General features: G+C 44.5%; 13 protein-coding genes. 11 read left to right on the top strand and 2 right to left on the bottom strand.

All coding sequences use genetic code 11. From position 1 onward, the window contains the following. Window positions 1–358: 358 nt before the first annotated feature. Window positions 359–2,617 carry an IS4 family transposase gene (locus tag Cabys_RS01750; RefSeq protein ID WP_006929874.1) on the bottom strand — a complete coding sequence of 753 codons (2,259 nt, stop codon included), beginning with the start codon at window positions 2,615–2,617 and terminating at the stop codon, window positions 359–361. A 280-nt stretch (window positions 2,618–2,897) separates the two neighbouring features. Between Cabys_RS01750 and Cabys_RS01745 the strand changes: the two genes are divergently transcribed. The 5 genes from Cabys_RS01745 to Cabys_RS01725 all read left to right on the top strand — a co-directional run bounded on the left by Cabys_RS01745 (window position 2,898) and on the right by Cabys_RS01725 (window position 8,411). Then, window positions 2,898–4,484, top strand: a complete 1,587-nt coding sequence (locus tag Cabys_RS01745) for an IS1182 family transposase (protein WP_006926562.1) — start codon at window positions 2,898–2,900, stop codon at window positions 4,482–4,484. Between the two features lie 513 nt (window positions 4,485–4,997). After that, a complete protein-coding gene (gene trxB, locus Cabys_RS01740; RefSeq protein ID WP_006928360.1) occupies window positions 4,998–5,930 on the top strand; it encodes a thioredoxin-disulfide reductase in 933 nt (310 codons plus the stop codon). Window positions 5,931–6,036: 106 nt separating this feature from the next. After that, entirely contained in the window at window positions 6,037–6,771 is a 735-nt protein-coding gene (locus tag Cabys_RS01735) for a peptide arginase family protein (RefSeq protein ID WP_006928359.1), read from the top strand. 69 nt (window positions 6,772–6,840) lie between these two features. Then, window positions 6,841–7,284, top strand: a complete 444-nt coding sequence (locus Cabys_RS01730) for a DUF2147 domain-containing protein (RefSeq protein WP_006928358.1) — start codon at window positions 6,841–6,843, stop codon at window positions 7,282–7,284. Between the two features lie 137 nt (window positions 7,285–7,421). Further along, window positions 7,422–8,411, top strand: a complete 990-nt coding sequence (locus tag Cabys_RS01725; RefSeq protein WP_006928357.1) for a Gfo/Idh/MocA family protein — start codon at window positions 7,422–7,424, stop codon at window positions 8,409–8,411. 3 nt (window positions 8,412–8,414) lie between these two features. Here Cabys_RS01725 and Cabys_RS01720 read toward each other — a convergent pair whose 3' ends face one another. Then, window positions 8,415–10,178, bottom strand: a complete 1,764-nt coding sequence (locus tag Cabys_RS01720; RefSeq protein ID WP_006928356.1) for a putative bifunctional diguanylate cyclase/phosphodiesterase — start codon at window positions 10,176–10,178, stop codon at window positions 8,415–8,417. 345 nt (window positions 10,179–10,523) lie between these two features. On the opposite strand from Cabys_RS01720, the gene Cabys_RS01715 reads away from it, so the two are divergent. The 6 genes from Cabys_RS01715 to Cabys_RS01690 all read left to right on the top strand — a co-directional run bounded on the left by Cabys_RS01715 (window position 10,524) and on the right by Cabys_RS01690 (window position 18,008). Next, the gene (locus Cabys_RS01715; protein ID WP_006928355.1) at window positions 10,524–11,708 is read left to right on the top strand and encodes a serine hydrolase domain-containing protein; all 1,185 of its coding nucleotides are present in this window, start codon (window positions 10,524–10,526) and stop codon (window positions 11,706–11,708) included. A 13-nt stretch (window positions 11,709–11,721) separates the two neighbouring features. Then, window positions 11,722–12,066 carry an arsenate reductase family protein gene (locus tag Cabys_RS01710; protein ID WP_081475038.1) on the top strand — a complete coding sequence of 115 codons (345 nt, stop codon included), beginning with the start codon at window positions 11,722–11,724 and terminating at the stop codon, window positions 12,064–12,066. A gap of 17 nt (window positions 12,067–12,083) precedes the next feature. Next, window positions 12,084–13,358 carry a glucose-1-phosphate adenylyltransferase gene (locus tag Cabys_RS01705; RefSeq protein WP_006928353.1) on the top strand — a complete coding sequence of 425 codons (1,275 nt, stop codon included), beginning with the start codon at window positions 12,084–12,086 and terminating at the stop codon, window positions 13,356–13,358. 313 nt (window positions 13,359–13,671) lie between these two features. Beyond that, the gene (locus Cabys_RS01700; RefSeq protein ID WP_006928352.1) at window positions 13,672–14,940 is read left to right on the top strand and encodes an OmpP1/FadL family transporter; all 1,269 of its coding nucleotides are present in this window, start codon (window positions 13,672–13,674) and stop codon (window positions 14,938–14,940) included. Between the two features lie 22 nt (window positions 14,941–14,962). Next, window positions 14,963–16,366, top strand: coding sequence for an SGNH/GDSL hydrolase family protein (locus Cabys_RS01695; protein ID WP_006928351.1), 1,404 nt, complete (start codon window positions 14,963–14,965; stop codon window positions 16,364–16,366). A 385-nt stretch (window positions 16,367–16,751) separates the two neighbouring features. Then, a complete protein-coding gene (locus Cabys_RS01690; protein ID WP_006928350.1) occupies window positions 16,752–18,008 on the top strand; it encodes an OmpP1/FadL family transporter in 1,257 nt (418 codons plus the stop codon). Window positions 18,009–18,013: the final 5 nt, after the last annotated feature.

Raw genomic sequence — 18,013 nt, 5'->3', positions numbered from 1 at the left:
TCAGAAATGAATTTAAAAAAAGATTAAAAGCGCAACAAATCTAATTATCAACACCAATCACGGCGGATTTCCCCACCGCGGATGTTTTCAGCGCTTCCTTTCCAGGCCCCAACCAAAAACAACCGCAACGTTCGCCAAAAAATTTTCTCGCAGATTGAGCAAATAATCTCAGAAAAAGATTAAACAAATTATTCTGAGACCAAAGCTAAGCAAATCGGCACAATTGCTCCCGGGGGGGGTCTCAAAAGAGAAATTAAATGTATAATTATTTAAAATCATGGAAAACATTACATTAGCCCTCACCCCCTGCCCCCTCTCCCGAAAATCGCTGACCTTTACCCACACATAGCACCGTGGGTTATGGGCCGTCTCGGCTTGAAGTAAAAATAATATACATCTCGGTTGCCGTATCCAATCGCTGTATTCCTCGCCAGAGCGTTACTGTGCCAGGCTCGCCATCACTCTTTCTGCCTAAATGGCCTCCGATCTGACCTACCATACGGATGGCTTCTCGTAAACTCATCGGCTCCTCCGGCGCTATGGGCGTCTTATGCACATAGCAATACAACGCTTTCCATTCCTCTTCTTTGAAAAATACGCTCGCCGGCGAATCCGGTATTTCACGACCTAACATGGTCATATGATAAATGCGCCAGGCTACAACCATATCCACGGCTAAGGCCGTCTCTAAACGATCCGCACTGCCTAATTGACGATCTTTTATGCGGCAGCCGCTCTTGAGCGTTCGATGATATATCTCGATACCCCAACGACGAGTGTACCACTGCACTCGTTGATAGGCATCAGTAAAATTCTCTACCGACACCGTGGTCAATAACATCCACTCTATTGGACTCTTAATATCAGCTGGCGGATCGACCTCTCGGATATAAACAGCCCACACCTTAATGGGCTTAGAGGACGAAAATCGTTTCGGCGGTTCTAAGTCTATCGACGAATAACGCAAGGACATCTTGGCCTCACGAGCCCTGATATTGCCCCTACGAGGAACATGAATTTGAAATTGACCGCGCTCTTCTTGACTGGACATGTAATCCCACAGATCAATTCCGGCCACTTTGCGATTGCGGCGCTTGCCCACGCGTACCAAAAGTCCTGCCTTGCTATCTTTCCTTTGAGCCTCATGAAATAATTCGTAGATATCCGCCTCTCGATCGCCCACGCTTACGATAAGCGTCTCCGGACATAACTTAGCGATCTCGTTGACCCGGCGATAACTACGTAACCATTTCATACTCTCTTTTTGCTCAATGGGTAATTCCTTCCGACGACGCGTCTTGCCTCGATCCTTCGGATCACGAGCCCATACCTGGGCATCCAATACGCCTAACGGCGTGCCATCCTCACTAAAGGCCAATGTATCATGTAAAATCAAGCCAATGCTCTGGTGATCTATATGGCTTGTCGGCCCCAAGTCTTTGGTCATGGGATGCGTGCTGTAGTCTAAAATGGTCGTGTCCTGAGGCGCTAAAACCACCTTGTGTTCTTTTATGCGATCTATCGTCGCCTCGGTATGTGCATCTAAAATAATATCCATGGTTACCTTCTCGTTTTGAAAAAATCGATAGGCGCCCATCGTGCGCGCCTTACCACCACAGGCCTCCGGAATGTTGGCCTGCGGCTTGTTGTAAAAGTCATCCGCTATGGCGTACAAACGCTGTTTGAGACGATTGTCATATAAGCGAATGCTGCCAAATTCCCGCTCCGCCCAATTCGATGAGTCTTTGATTAATCGTCCTTGGCCTAAACCGTCCGCACTCTCCTGACACAAAATCTTTCGCCAGTTCCTTTGCAATGGATAAAGAAATACCTTTTTGGCGATACCGTCACGACGACCGCTGGTATTTCCTACATAAAGCCAGTTGGAAGCCAGGTAACCGATGCCTTTGAAAACACTAGAATCCACATAACTTTCCACCAAAACCGGGCGATAACCATAACGACTCTCCCAATCGGTTCCAATACGCTGCAAGGCTTTACTCAACAGAAATGAAGCCAGATTCTTGACCTTAACCGTAGGTACGATCAAAAAACGATCATTACTGATCACATACTGGATATTCTCCCTTCGCGCCTTTTCGCTCCAGCCAATATAGGCATCCCTGGCTCGTAATTTATAAGTCGCTGAACTAAAGCCTAAAGCGCCAATATAGCCATACTTCTCGCTTTTTACAATATAGCGAATCTGAGCGCCACAAAGTTTTGCGCTTTTAAGGTAATGGAAATTCTCTATTAACTGAAACCATGCGCGCGAATCCTTGCTGTAGCGGCTTTTGATCGGCTCGATTACAATTTCGCCTAAAACCGATAAATGGCCTTCAATGGAGGCGATTGGAACATCAAGCTTACGCTTTTTCTTTTTTTCAAAAGCATAGCTTTTTTTTCGTTCTGGTAATTTGATTAAACCGCGCCGATCCAGCTCTAATAAGGCTTTACGGCAGCTCATCTCCTGGAATTTCCCATTGGGAGATTTCCAGTCCATCAGTTCGCATACCTCTCGTGATAATTTCCTACGAGATATCTGCGGCTGCCGGGCAATGATCGCATTAATACGTTTTAATATTGGTTCGCTAAAAATTTTCCCATATATTTGCATGTAGAAAATTTAACAAATTATTCCCCCTGTGTCAAGTGTGTGCCAGGTCCAGCGAAAATCGGGAGAGGGGGAATTAAAGGGGGTGAGGGAAAGAAAAAATTTATAAAAATACATTGTCTTTGACTTTTGGGACAGCCCCGGGCTGGGGGATGAGTTTTTAAAACAGCTCAAAAATTTTCAAATCCCGCCAGAGAGGCTGTTGCAAATTCAGTTTGAGTAAAATTCAAAAAATTTGTAAATTCTGGGCGACAGATAAAACAAGTAATAACAAAGGAATTCCATGAGTTTTATTACTTATAATCGCTCACAAATGAATCTCTTTGGCTATAGTGTGGAAGATTTTGCCAGAGACGATCCAAAGAGTCGATTTGTAGTGGAGTTGGTTTCGCGCCTTGATTTAAGTGCACTTTATTCCCGTTATAGTTCACAAGGCGGTGATTCTTATGCCCCAGACATGATGCTTGCCTTATGGTTTTATGCTTATAGTAACGGCATTACCAGCACCCGTAAGCTGGAGGAATTGTGTAAATATGATACGCGCTACATTTATATCACTGGGAATCAGCATCCGGATCATAGTACATTAAGTCGTTTTCGCAAGGCACATTTGGATTTATTAGACCAATATTTTGTAGAGATACTTTTAATTGCCCAGGCCGAAGGCATAAGTAGTTTCAACCAGATAGCCATAGATGGCACGAAAATCAAAGCGCACAGCAGTAAGCGTCATGGCTACACTGAGGATCAATTAGACAAACGTATAGAGAAGTTAAGAGCAGAGATCAAGCAATACATGCAGCGCTGTAATTTTGTAGAACAGGGGGCCACGGATGAATTAGATTTAGAAACTCTTCGAGCGGAGAAAGAACGGCTTGAGCGCTTAGAGAAAGAGATATTAGAACGTAAAGCCCAATTGAAAGAGCGTAAGAAACAGCTCAAATCAGAACACCGTTCAAGACATCAAATAAATGTAAAAGAGCCGGATGCCCGCATGATGCCTTCGGTGGATGGACCGGGCTATAACGCACAATTAGGCGTAGATATGTCCAGTCATTTAATAGTAGCTCATGAAGTCGTAAGCCAGCCCAACGACCAGGGTCAATTCATACCGATTCAAGAACAAGTAGAGAAGAATCTTGGTTCAGATGATAAGCGATCTTACACGGCCGATTCCGGTTATCACAATAGCACAGACCTAAAAGAATTGGAAGAAAAGCAGATTGATGCCGTAATAGCCGATCCCCAGTTATCCAATCGTTCGATAAAGGAGACACCAACCTCCAAGGAAGAATTGCAAAAAGAAGAAAGAAAACTAAAACGAAGTGATTTTGTGTATCATGAACAGGGAGATTACTATGAATGTCCGACGGGTAAGAAGCTTTTTCCAGTTGAGAGAAATAGCGAACGGATCGTATATCGTTCCAATGATTGTCAGGATTGTCCCTTAATTAATTTATGCATTTCCAGTAAAAAGAAAGTTAAGCAAATCCATCGTTCAGTTAATGAGAGTTATTGCGAACGTATGGCGAAAAAGTTACAAACTTCAGCGGCGCAGGAACGACTAAAAAAGCGTTCGGTGACAGTTGAACCTGTTTTTGGTAACTTGAAGCATAATTTAGGCTATCGTGGATTTTCCTTATCTGGTCTTAATAATGTTCGTAGTGAATTTACGTTAATGTGTATTGGGCATAATATTAATGTTCTATTTAAAAATATGTTAGGGAAACGTTTAGCAGCGTTTATAACAGCATCACAAGAAAAAGATGATCTATTAATTTTATTTTCAAAGAATATTTTGGCGTTTTTAATTCTATATTTTGCCCAACGCTTAAGAATGAGAAAAAATTATCAATATCGGAGAATATAAGCATTAATTCCTCCCCCCCATGCAACAGCCTCCAGAGCGGGACAGATTCTACAAAGGAAGTATCCTAAAGATTAATGGTTACCAGCGCTGAATTGTTCTTGGAAATCCTTCGCCCCTACATAAACGGTGGTGAGAATTCACCACATTTGCAGAAACATTTTTGAAATGACAGACTAACTATTCAACCAATACAGCAGCACAAAAATTTTCAAACCCCGCCAATGCGCGACAGATCTTACAAGGGAAGCTTTGATGTTTTCACAGCCTGCAGAAAATGTCTTTCACGGGCGATATCCTCCCGCTGTTTTTCTCGTTTTGCCATCAACTAAGCGCGCCATTTCTCTACCTTTTTAATTTGAGAACCCGGAATTTAATGGCTTTTGTTTACGTTTTTTAGCATACCGCCGATAATTGAGGTAACTTTGTAACCTCAACATTAAACTTTGCATCAAAGACAAAGTTATTTTAAACGGAAGAATGAAAACAAACAACGAAATGAAATAGGAGATACAGATGTCTGAGATTAAACATTATCCTGTAATTGTTATTGGCTCCGGACCTGCCGGATTAACGGCCGCCATTTACACCTCGCGCGCCGAACTCAAAACCCTCGTTCTGGAAGGCAACCAACCGGGCGGTCAGTTAACCATTACCACCGAAGTTGAAAACTTTCCCGGTTTTCCTCAGGGCATACAGGGCCCGCAGTTAATGCAAGACATGCGGGAACAGGCCAATCGCTTTGGAGCCGAAACGGTATTCGAAATGGCTCATGAGGTAGATTTTTCTAAACGTCCTTTTACCGTAAAAGCCGATAGCGGCCTTTACTCAGCAGATGCCGTGATCATTGCTACCGGCGCTTCCGCTCGCTGGCTTGGGCTGGAATCCGAAAAACGGTTGATGGGCAAAGGCGTTTCGGCCTGCGCCACCTGCGACGGTTTTTTCTACAAAGATAAAGAAGTTATTGTCGTGGGCGGCGGCGACTCCGCCATGGAAGAAGCGACCTTTTTAACCAAGTTCGCCAAAAAAGTTTACATCGTCCATCGACGCAATGAATTTCGCGCCTCCAAAATCATGATTAAACGCGCCGAAGAAAATCCGAAAATTGAGTTTATTTTAAACCATGTCATCAGCGAAATTTTAGGCGACGATTTTGTCACAGGCGTGCGCTTGAAGAACACGCAAAACGGCGAAGAACACGAAATGCCCATTGACGGCGTTTTTATGGCCATCGGACACATCCCCAACACCTCCATTTTTAAAAACCAGATTGAGATGGATGAAACCGGTTACATTATCACCCAGCCCGATTCCACCAGAACCAACGTACCGGGCGTGTTTGCCTGCGGCGATGTTCAGGACAAAATCTATCGTCAGGCGATTACAGCAGCCGGCAGCGGTTGCATGGCCGCCCTGGACGCCGAAAAATTTTTAGCCGAGCAGGAATAAAATAAAAACAAAGGGCTTTTTTTGCCCGCAAACAAAAAAATCTAAAAGCGCAGAAAACCAGACCAACTGTTCTGCGCTTTTTCATTAACCGGCACGGAGAGAAAAAATGGACAGGCGTTTATTCCAGCAGGCCAAAGAACTGTACCGCGGTTTTTACATTACCCAACCTGTTGGCAATAATGCTTTTTCATTTGCTCAACGACAGCATAAAAAAATCTTTGTTCCTCCGTTACAACAGGGTACTTTATCCGATGTTCAAATAGGCGACGAAATCGTTTTCGTTGAAATTGAAGAGGGCGTGGAACACCCACGCACCGGCCTTAAAAATTTTGTTTACTGGCCATATCAAAACAAGCCCGTCTTTATTTTCGACAATCACAACCACGCCTTTTTTTTCTGGCTTTTGGGTTATTTAAGCGGTATTGTTAAGCCGCATTTGCAACTGGTACATGTGGATCAACATACCGATGTGTGGGAGCCGGAGAAATTCCCCTCTTTTTCGTTACAGCCGCCTCCGGATTTGAAAGAGGTCTTCCATTACACCAATTACCACCTAAATGTGGGCACCTTTATCAAACCGGCCCTACAGTTAAACTTGTTTTCCGATTTGCAAATCGTCAATACCTCAGCAGAATATGGCATTTCCTTCAATGAACCGATCGTCCTGGATATCGACCTTGATATTTTTGCTCCGGGCAGCTCTGTCATCGAAGATCGGGAAAAAATCCGCAAAGTACGGGAATGGATCGAGCAGGCCGTTTTGATCACCATTGCCACCAGTCCGTTTTTCATCGATCAGCAACTGGCCTTGCATTGGCTGAACGAAATCTTTAATATGTGAAATAAAATATTTGCATTTTTGGCAAACAATGTATTGATTAATAGGCGACGTAACAAATCTGGAGGAGTTATGAAACCATTTTCTTTTTTCTTAATTTTTTTCATTTTATCGCTATTTACGACACAGGCCTTTGCCCAGCAGGATCCCATTATCGGAAAATGGAAAACCATTGACGATGAAACCGGCCAGCCCAAATCGATCGTCGAAATTTACATGCGCGACGGCAAATTTTACGGCCGGGTGGATTCCCTGTTCCGTAAACCGGGCGAAGACCCCAATCCAAAATGCGATAAATGTCCGGAAGACGACCCGCGCTACAACCAGCCAGTATTGGGCATGGAGATCATCAAAGATATGGTGAAAGACGGCGATGAGTACACCGGCGGAACCATTCTCGATCCCAAAAAGGGCAAAATCTATCGCTGTAAATTGTGGCTTGAAGATGGAAAGCTCATGGTGCGCGGATATGTCGCCTTTTTTTACCGGACACAAACCTGGTACCGTGTCAAATAAACAAAACCCGATCTGTTCTTTTTAGCTCCTGTCATTCTATTGTTTTTATAAATGGCAGGGGCTGTTTTTTTGCAACGTAGCGCCCATCCCCGCTACTCTGTTTTAATCAATCACATTTTTACAAATTCGGAGAAGTCATGCCTTCCAAAATACGATGGGGCATTTTAGGCCCCGGAGCAATCGCCCATAGTTTTGCAGAAGATTTAAAGCGCGTTGAAGATGCGCAACTGGTAGCCGTTGGTTCGCGAGACGCTCAACGCGCGCGGAGATTTGCACAAAAATTCGACATCCCCCATGCTTTCGACTCTTATCAGGCTCTGGCCCGCTTTGAAGAGCTGGATGTCATCTACATTGCCACACCACACAGCCGCCACTATGAGGACATGCTCCTTTGCCTGGAATTTAACAAACATATTCTTTGCGAAAAATCGTTTACCATCAATGCAAGGCAGGCAAAAGAGGTGTTACGCATTGCCCGACAAAAAAAGCTTTTTGTAATGGAAGCCATGTGGACGCGCTTTTTACCGGTTATCTTCAAACTGCGCCAATTGTTACAGGCCGGGGAAATCGGACGGTTAATCATGATGACGGCCGATCTGGGATTTAATTTTCCCTTTCATCCCGAACACCGCGTGTTTAATCCCCATTTAGGCGGAGGCGCGCTGCTGGATGTTGGCATTTACCCGCTTTCTTTATGCCACTACCTGATGGGCGTTCCGGATGAGCTGACGACGCTGGCGTATCTGGGGCAGACCAATGTTGACGAGCTGGCCTCTGTGATTTTCAAATATCAGGATGGACGAATGGCCAATCTTTACGCCTCACTGCGCTCCCACACGCCTTCAGACGCGGTTTTTATGGGCACCGAAGGCGTCATCCGCTTACTACCGCCCCTTTACCGGCCGACAGGAATTAGCCTGAAAAAGGCTGGTCAACAGGAGCAATTGATAAAAGCGGAATGGGAGGGCAACGGTTACCTTTACGAAGCCCGCGAGGTCGGACGCTGCCTAAAACAAGGAAAGCTTGAAAGCGCCATCATGCCCCATGAAGATACCATTATCATCATGGAGTTAATGGATTCCATCCGGGCTCAATGGGGCCTGACCTATCCCATGGAAGCCCGATAAACTTTAAGGCAAGGTGATTTCCATATTGTGCTTGCTAAAAATATCGATCAAACTATCCACATCGATCGGTTTGCTGAATAAATATCCCTGAAACTGTTTGCAGTCGTTCTGCCTTAAAAACTCCAGATGCTCCGATGTTTCAACTCCTTCGGCCACCATGTTTTTGTTCAAACTTTTGCCCATGGCCAGAATGGCTCGAATCATATCCTTGTTCTTTACATCGGAATTGATTTTTGAAATATAGCTGCGATCGATTTTGATGGTTTGCGCGGGGATATTCTGCAAATAGTTTAAGGATGCATAGCCCGTGCCAAAATCGTCAATGGCCAGTTCCACGCCCATCCCCACCAGCGCCGAAATATTTTTGTGGATAGAAGTCCCCTCATCCATCAGACTGGTTTCGGTGATTTCCAGCTGGATGTTTCTGGGATTCAGATGATTTTCGAGCAAAGCATTCTGCAAACTTCGGGCGAAATCTTCCGACTTTAAGCCAAGCGGCGAAACATTGATCGACAGATACAAACCGTTATTATGAAATTTGGAAATCTCGTTAAAATCACCCAACGTACGATCAATAATCCATTTATTAAAATAATTAATCAGGTGACTTTCTTCCGCAATGGGAATAAACTCCGCCGGCGACACATTGCCCAGGCGCGGATTTTTCCAGCGGATAAGCGCTTCCACACCGATTATCTTAAAATTGTTGACCTTGCCATTGGAAGCCAGGATAGGTTGATAATGCATGGTAAATTGTTCGTCAAACGATTGAGCCTCGATCACCTCTTTAAGTTCGTTCACAATCTGCAATCGTTTTAAAGAACGTTCGGTCATTTGTTGAGCAAAAAACTTATATCCGGCCTTGCCCTCATTTTTAACCTCATACATGGCAATATCTGCGCTTTTGACCAGGTCTTCTGTCTTTAAACCATCATTGGGGATCAAAGAGATGCCAATACTCGGAGAAATGGAGGTAATAACCTGATCTTTAATTTCATAAGGTTCAGAAAGCGCTTTCACCAGTTTTTCGGCAACCAGGCCGGCATCGACTTCCTTTTTAATGCTGCGTAATAACACCGTAAATTCATCCCCGCCCAGACGAAACACCTGATCGCTTTTGCGCAACAAACGCACCATCCTCCGGGCCGCTTCGCGCAAAACATTGTCGCCATAATCGTGGCCCAGCGTATCGTTTATAAATTTGAAGTTATCAAGATCAATAAAAAGGATGGCGCTTAACATGTCTCGGACACGAGTCGCTTCTTTTACCACCTGGTTAAGCTGTTCGTAAAAAGCGTCCCGGTTGCGCAAACCGGTTAAACGATCGTGATAAGCCAGGTATTTCAATTCTTTTTGAGAAAGCACCAGGTGCGTTAAATTATTGCCAAATAAAACGACGGCGATGACCTTTTTGTTTTTGGAGTCTAAAAGCGGCAAAAAAATTCTCTTGTAGTAAAAGGTTCTATTCTTCTCTGTAAAATAGAGCTTTTCGGTAAAGCGCGTTAATTGACCCGACTTCAATGCCCGTTCAAAATATTTTTTTCGTAAATTCATGGCGGCAGGATCAATTTGTAATCGATAAAAATAATACTCTTCATCTTTTTGGAGGAATTCTTTTGCCGGGATACCATTGGTAAAATAATAATTATTGATGAAAATAAATTTGCCGCTTAAATCAAACACGGCAATTTCCATGGGAATCTTTTGAAAGATGTCAAAATAATCTTCCAGTGACCTGACCTTACGCTTCTTAAATAAACTAATCATTTTCGACCCTGTATTTTAAGTTTGTCAACGGCACTAAAGAAGTTAAATTAAATTTTTGGGTAAAATATACCTCCCACATAATTTTCTTATTTCATCGTCCACTTTTAAAAAAACTTAATTTTATCGAAATCCATGGAAAAGCCGATGAAAACATCATACGCCCATCGTTTATGGAAACGGCTTTTCTCGCTGTTGATCGTTTTTACTGCTTGTCGTTGTTGCGCCGTCCAAACTCCGGCCCGCTATTCGCTAATAAGGGGCATTTTTTTAATTATTTTTTCCCCTTTAAATTTTTAGAAAGATTTAGTATATTCTAAAAAGCAAAAAAAATCGGAAAAATATGCCATGAGACGTTTATTCTTCTTCATTATCTTATTCATCTGTACCCATCTACTGCTGGCCCAACCTCTGCCGCGCGTTTCGCCGGAAGACGTGGATCTTGATCCGCAGGTTCTGCAACAGGCCGATCGCGTTATCGAACAGGCCATTGCAGACAGCATCATTCCGGGCGCGGTGTTGTTGGTGATGCGGTCCAACAAAATTGCCTACCACAAGGCTTACGGGTATCGCCAATTGGTTCCGCAAAAAAAACCGATGGAATTGAACACCATCTTTGATCTGGCTTCCATTACAAAACCGCTGGCAACGGCAACTTCTATCATGATTTTACTGGATCGCGGATATTTGAGACTAAAGGATGCGGTTGACCTGTATGTCCCGGAGTTTAAAAGCTACAAGGGGCCCTTTTCCGACAAGCCCATCCGCCTCATCCATTTGTTAACTCACACATCGGGCCTGCCGCCTTATGCGCCGGTAGCCGAATTAAAAGAAAAATATGGCTCCCCTGCGCCAGACTCGTTGATTCGCTACATTGCCACGGTAAAACGTCATCACGCGCCGGGAACCTACTTCAAATACAGCTGCTTAAACTTTATTACGCTGCAACGCGTAGTAAAGAGCATCACCGGTCAACCGCTGGATGTCTTTGCCAAACGTAACATCTTCGAAAAACTGGGGATGAAAAATACCTTTTATACCCTGCCAAAAAACAAAATTCAGGCCTGCGCCGCCACCGAACGGCTGGAAAACGGCGAAGTGTTAATCGGCAGAGTTCACGATCCGCTGGCACGCATCATAAATGGCGGCGTTTCTGGCAATGCCGGCGTTTTTTCCACCGCGGAAGACCTGGCAGTCTTCAGCGCCATGTTGCTTAATCAGGGCGCCTGGAACGGACAACGTATTTTAAATCGCTTAACCGTACAAAAAATGATTAGCGTTCCGGCAGGCTTCGAAGCCTTTGGGCGCGCCCTGGGCTGGGATGTTTCGTCTCCTTACAATTCCAACTTGGGCGATCTTTTCAGTTCAAAGGCTTTTGGCCATACCGGCTACACGGGCACATCCATTGCCATCGATCCGGAATATCAGGTTGCGGTTATCCTGCTGACTAACCGCGTGCATCCCACCGATTCAGGCAGCGTTGTGCGCTTGCGTTCGCTGATCTCAAATATTGTAGGCGCATCCATTAAGTAGCTAAAAGGAGGAGATGATGATCACTTTATATGGTGTTCCCACATGTCAAAAAATTCGAAAAACCAGGGCTTTGCTGGAACAATTAGATATAGACTATCAGTTTGTCAACGTTAAAAAAACGCCCATTCCCGAAGATGAATTAAGAACTATTGTCGCCCAGTTGGGGCTTGACAAAGTCATTAATTCCAAAGGGCCCACCTATCGTAAGTTAGGACTTAAAAATAAAAACCTGAGCGATGAAGAACTTTTTCAGATCTTATTAAAAGAACAGGGAATGATCACGCGCCCTTTAATAAAAAAAGGCGATCGCTACTGGATTGGCATGGATGAAGAAGGTATCAAGCAATTCTTATCTTAAAAAGCAAAGGACATTCTATGAGATTGACGGCGGTCATTTTAGGAGGAGGCCGGGGCACCCGCCTTTATCCCCTTACAAAACTCAGATCAAAACCGGCGGTGCCCATTGGCGGTAAGTTTAGATTAATTGACATTCCGATCAGCAATTGTTTGCATTCCGATGTACGTAAAATTTTTATCCTTACGCAATTTAATACAGAGTCTTTGCACCGCCATATTACCAGAACCTATCAATTCGATAATTTTAGCAAAGGCTTTGTTCGCATTTTGGCCGCCCAGCAAACCGACGAAATCCAGGAATGGTACCAGGGAACGGCAGATGCCGTGCGCAAAAATTTAAGATTCCTTCATTCCGCAGACGACCATATCATCATTCTTTCCGGCGATCACCTTTATCGGATGGATTACCGCAAATTTTTTGACTACCATCTGACCACGGGCGCCGATATTTCCATTGCCGTAAAACCCATTGAAGAACACCAGGCAAAAGGACTGGGCATATTAAAGGCCAATAGCGAGGGCGAAATTACCGAATTTATCGAAAAACCGGAAGACTCTGAAATTTTACAAAATTTTAAAGCAGAGCCTGAAATCTTCCGTTTGTTTGATATCCATCAGGGCAGCCGCACCCATTTAGCCTCCATGGGAATTTATATTTTTAAAAAGGAGATTTTATTCGACGTTCTCAGCTCAAACGACCACGAAGATTTTGGCAGAGGAATCATTCCTCAGTGCATCAATAAATTAAAAGTGGCCGCCTATCTTTTTGACGGCTACTGGGAAGATATTGGGACCATTAAAGCGTTTTTTGACGCGCACATGGAATTAATTCAGCCGGTCCCTAAATTTGATTTTTACGATGAAGAACATCCGTTCTACACGCATCCCCGCTATCTCCCTCCGTCTAAAGTTTACAACTGTCAAATTCATCGGTCTCTAATGGCTGAAGGCTGTATTCTGTTAGGTTCCATCATAGAAAATTCAATTATCGGCATCCGTTCCTTTGTGGAAGAGGGCGCCTTAATCCAGAACTCCATCATTATGGGAAACACACGTTACGAAACACTGGAGACCAAGGAGCAAAACACCAGACAGAACATTCCCAACCTGGGTATCGGACATCATTGTATCATCCGTAATGCTATTGTTGATCTGGATTGCCGAATCGGCAACAATGTTCATCTGATTAACAAAGATAAAAAATCTTACTACGACGGCGACTTTTACAACATACGCGACGGCATTATCGTAATTCCAAAAAATACGGTGATTCCGGACAATACGATTGTTTAAAATGATTACCGGCTTCCGGAGATTCACAAATAAAATTGACAGATTTACTGCCGATTTTTTACGCATCGATTTTTATCATCTTTAAGAAAGATCGGCTTTAAAAACACGTTATAAATAAGTGTAAATAAAGATAAAAGAACGCGCGAAAACTTGACTTAAAAATGATTGTATTCTGTCGATTGTGATTTAATTATTTTGTAAGTGATTAATAATTAAGTTGATATCGCAAATCAAATATGTTGAATATGATCTGATAATGTATTATCTTTAGTGCGCTTATGCGTTTGAAATTTAACTTACAGAAGGAGGTGCTATGCACAAACGTTTAATTGTTTTTTTGATGACACTCTGCTTTAGCTTTACGCAAAGTTATGGCTCTGGATTTTCCATTTACGAGCAGGGTACAAAGTCCATGGCCATGGCCGGCGCTTTTGTGGCTCAGGCCAATGACGCGAGCGCTATTTTTTACAACCCGGCCGGTATTACCTCATTAAAAGGATGGAATGTGGCTCTTGGCGGCACCATTATTCAACCTCAAGCCCATTTTATCGGCCCCACGGCCAAAGATCCTAATCTTTACAATGCAGCCAAAAAAGAGACCTTTTTCCCGCCACATCTTTATGTTTCTTACGCCATGAACGAAAAATTGAGTGTGGGACTGGGCGTTTATGCCCCTTTTGGTCTCGCTTCTGACTGGGGCAAAGACTGGCCAGGCAAATATCTTGCCACCCGTTCAGAGCTTGAAGCCGTTTTTATTAATCCGGTTGTTGCCTACAAAGTAATGGAAAATCTTTCGGTGGCCGTTGGTTTTGAATACGCCATCGCCAAAGTGAACCTGCAAAAAGTGGTCAACTATCCCATCCGCAATGTAGATGTGTACTCCACCCTGGAAGCATCCACCACGGGTATGGGATTTAATCTGGGCTTGCAATACAAGGTAACGGAACGGTTGACCTTGGGCGCAGCGTACCGCAGCAATGTTTTGCTTGAGTTCAAAGACGGAGACGCGACCTTCGATTACCCGGCTCTGGATGCCAACGACCCTGAACAACAGGTAATTCTGGCCGAACTCAAAGCGTTGTTTCCTAATACAAAAGGAAGCGCCGATCTGAAATTACCGACTCTTACCGCCGTTGGTATTGCTTACGATTTTACTGAAAAATTAACCGCCGAGTTTGATTATTTGCTAATCGGTTGGAGCTCTTACGACGTTTTAAAAGTTAAATTTAAAGATCCTGTGGGCGGCAAAACAGAAACGATTAGCGAACGGAAATACCAGAATTCGGCCAGCTATCGTTTTGGAATGGAATACCGCCTGAATGAAAAGCTGGCATTACGCGCCGGTTATATGAGAGACAACCACGCCGTGCCCGATGAACGCGTGGAACCTTCTTTGCCAGAAGGCGATCGTAACATCTACAATATCGGCTTTGGTTATAAAATGGGTAATATTACCGTTGACTTCGCCTACATGCTGCTCTTGCAGGATGATCGTGAAATCACCAATTCCGTTGACGATTTTAACGGTAAATACGAAAGTTTAGCCAATCTGTACGGTTTAACCATTGGCTATGCGTTTTAAGGAAAAGAGGAGGATAATATAGATGAAAATTTTTAGATCATTATTAGCGCTGGTTCTTTTAAGCTTTTTTATCGGCTGCCAATTGCAAGAACCATCAGTAAAACAATCTGAGCCGGTGCAGATTAACCAGACCACTCAGCAGTTATTTGCCAGCTTTGTGGCCCTGGGCAACAGTCTTACTGCCGGCTATCAATCGGCCGCTTTGACCGCCAAATATCAGGAATATAGTTTTGTCAATCAAATTGCCAAACAGGCCGGCTATAATGATTTTCAGCAGCCCCTGCTGGCCTGGCCGGGCATCGGCTCTTACACCACTAAAGGCGCAGGCATTCTGGTTTTCAACGGATTTGACGCAGAAGGAAACCCGATTATTGGTCCGGTGCCGTATGCCACCACCGGTTTCGATCCGTTTAATCCATTTTTAAGCGCAGAAGTTGCCACCCTGCCACGTCCTTACAACAACCTGGGCGTTCCGGCCGCTGTTTTGGCCGATTTAGACAGCGCGATTTCTGCGGCGCAAAGCTACAGCGGCTCTGCCTTTTTTGACATCGTTTTACGTAACCCGAACCTGGGCAATACCACGGCCTTAGATCAGGCCCTGATGCTGCGGCCCACGCTCGTTTCGTTGTGGATTGGCAACAACGACGTTCTTGGTTATGCCACCAGCGGCGGGACCAATCCTGCGGCGCCAACCGATAAAGACGTTTTTGGCTACCTGTACGATGGTCTGCTGGCCAAATTAACCGGCGCCGGCGCTAAAGTGGTTGTGGCTAATATTCCCGATGTTACCAGCATTCCCTTCTTTACAACTGTACCTTACATGGTGGAAGTTCAGGGACAAAATGTTGCGCTGGTTATTCAGGCCACGGACGGCGTACGCCAGGCAACGGCTGAAGACCTGATATTGTTAAGCGCAAAGAGCATAATTGGGGACGTTTCCGGCACGTATGGACCGGCCGGCGTTCCGGTGGGTTTTGATCCCAGCGCCCCTCTGCCTTCTGCTCTGGTGCTGGATAAAGACGAAAAAGCCATTGCCCAGCAGGCCGTGGCTGATTTTAACGCAACCATTGAGGGACTGGTTGCCAAATATGCCGGTCAGGTTGCCTTTGTAGATATTAACAAACTGCTTATGGACGCTGCCGATGAAGACGGTTATGTCATCGCCGGCATTAAGTTCACCACCCAGTATTTGACCGGCTATATTTTCAGCCTGGATGGCGTTCATCCTTCGAACATTGGCTATGCACTGGTGGCCAACGAATTTATTACGGCCATCAATGAAACCTTTGGCGCCAATGTCCCGACTATTGATATCCTGCAATTTATGGAAGAACAAAAACCCGTAAAACTGGATGTCGCTAAAACAGCCAGTCTGCCAGACTTAACCACCTTGCCTGAAATCTTCGGCGGCAAAATTACGCTGTAATTTCTTTTTATATGACAGTTAAAAGGCAGAGAGTTTTCTCTCTGCCTTTTTTATTTATGCCCGGCGCAAGATTGCGAGAACGAATCCAGAACTGCGTAAGGAGTGAATGCCAGTCAAAAAAAAACACATTTTGTGTGAACGACCTTTACGCCTTCATTATTAATTAACTCAGAAATTAACAATTGAGCAATAGTTAAAAAAACACAGCCCACACGAATCTTTTTGACCAAATTTACGTATTTTTTTGTAATTTTAAGCAATCTGTGATTTAATTGTATTTAACCGTGATCAAATTATGCGTATATTTGGCATTAATTGTAAACAATTAAAATACAGAATATTTTGTGCTTTGAGCTGCGTTAACAACCGTTTTGCAGGAGGCTCCATGTTAAAAAAACTCTTTTTAATGCTTTTACTGCCGGCTTCTGTTTTATTGGCGTCCGGATTTTCCATTTACGAGCAAAGCGCTCGCGCCACAGGCATGGCCGGCGCCGTTATTGCCCGGGCCGATGATCCCTCAGCCATTTTTTACAATCCTGCAGGCATCAGCGCCCTGCAAGGCTGGCAACTAAATGCCGGCACCACCTTAATCCAGCCAGAATTCGGCTTTACGGGCCCGACAAACATGGATTCCCGTTACTTTACCAGAGCGCAAAAGGGCTCTTTCTTTCCCTCCACTTTTTACTTAACTTACCAGATAAAGCCGGGCCTCACTGTGGGTGTCAGCCTTTACTCTCCCTTTGGGCTGGCAAGTGAATGGGGCACAGATTCCCAACCATGGGTGGGGAGACTATTAGCCACTAAAACAGAATTGACTTCCTTTGCTGTAAACCCGGTCATCGCCTACCGACTGGGAGACAACCTTTCGCTCGCTCTGGGATTTTCTGTATTACAGGCCAATGTAACCATGGAAAAAGATATTTATTTTGCGCCGCGCATGCTTTACGGACACTCCCGGTTGGAAGCAGGCGCTCTGGGGACAGGCTTTAATCTTGGAATTCAATACACCCTTTTCGGACGTTTACACCTGGGCGCCCAGTATCGAAGCGGCACCAATCTGAAATTTGAGGACGGCGACGCCTATTTTTCCTTTCCGCAAACTACCGATGCGGTTATCAATCAGGAAATTGCCTCCCTGTTTCCTGCAAAAACAAAGGGAAGCGCAGAATTAAATCTGCCGGCTTCGTATGGACTGGGCATTGCGTTAGATTTTACAAAAAACCTGAGTTTCGAATTGGATTACCTGGTTCAGGCCTGGAGTTCTTACGATGAGCTCAAAATTACCTTTAAAGACCCCGTGGCTGGCCAGACCGAGAGCGTCAATCCGCGCCATTACCAGGATTCTTACAGCATACGATTCGGTCTGGAGTATCGGATGGAAAATAATTTTACCGTGCGCGCCGGTTACTGCTGGGATCAGCATGCCGTTCCCGATGAATATGTGGAGCCGGGTTTACCGGAGTCGGATCGACACAATTACACACTTGGCTTTGGCTACCGTTTCCATCGCATTTCGATTGATCTGGCCTACCATCTGCTATTACAGGATGACCGTGAAGTATCGAACACGGTACACAATTTTGATGGGAAATACACGGGTATGGCCAATCTTTACGGCTTAAGCGTCGGTTATTCATTTTAGGCAAT

Source organism: Caldithrix abyssi DSM 13497, assembly GCF_001886815.1.
Taxonomy (GTDB): domain Bacteria; phylum Calditrichota; class Calditrichia; order Calditrichales; family Calditrichaceae; genus Caldithrix; species Caldithrix abyssi.
This window is presented reverse-complemented; position numbering and strand designations above follow the sequence as displayed.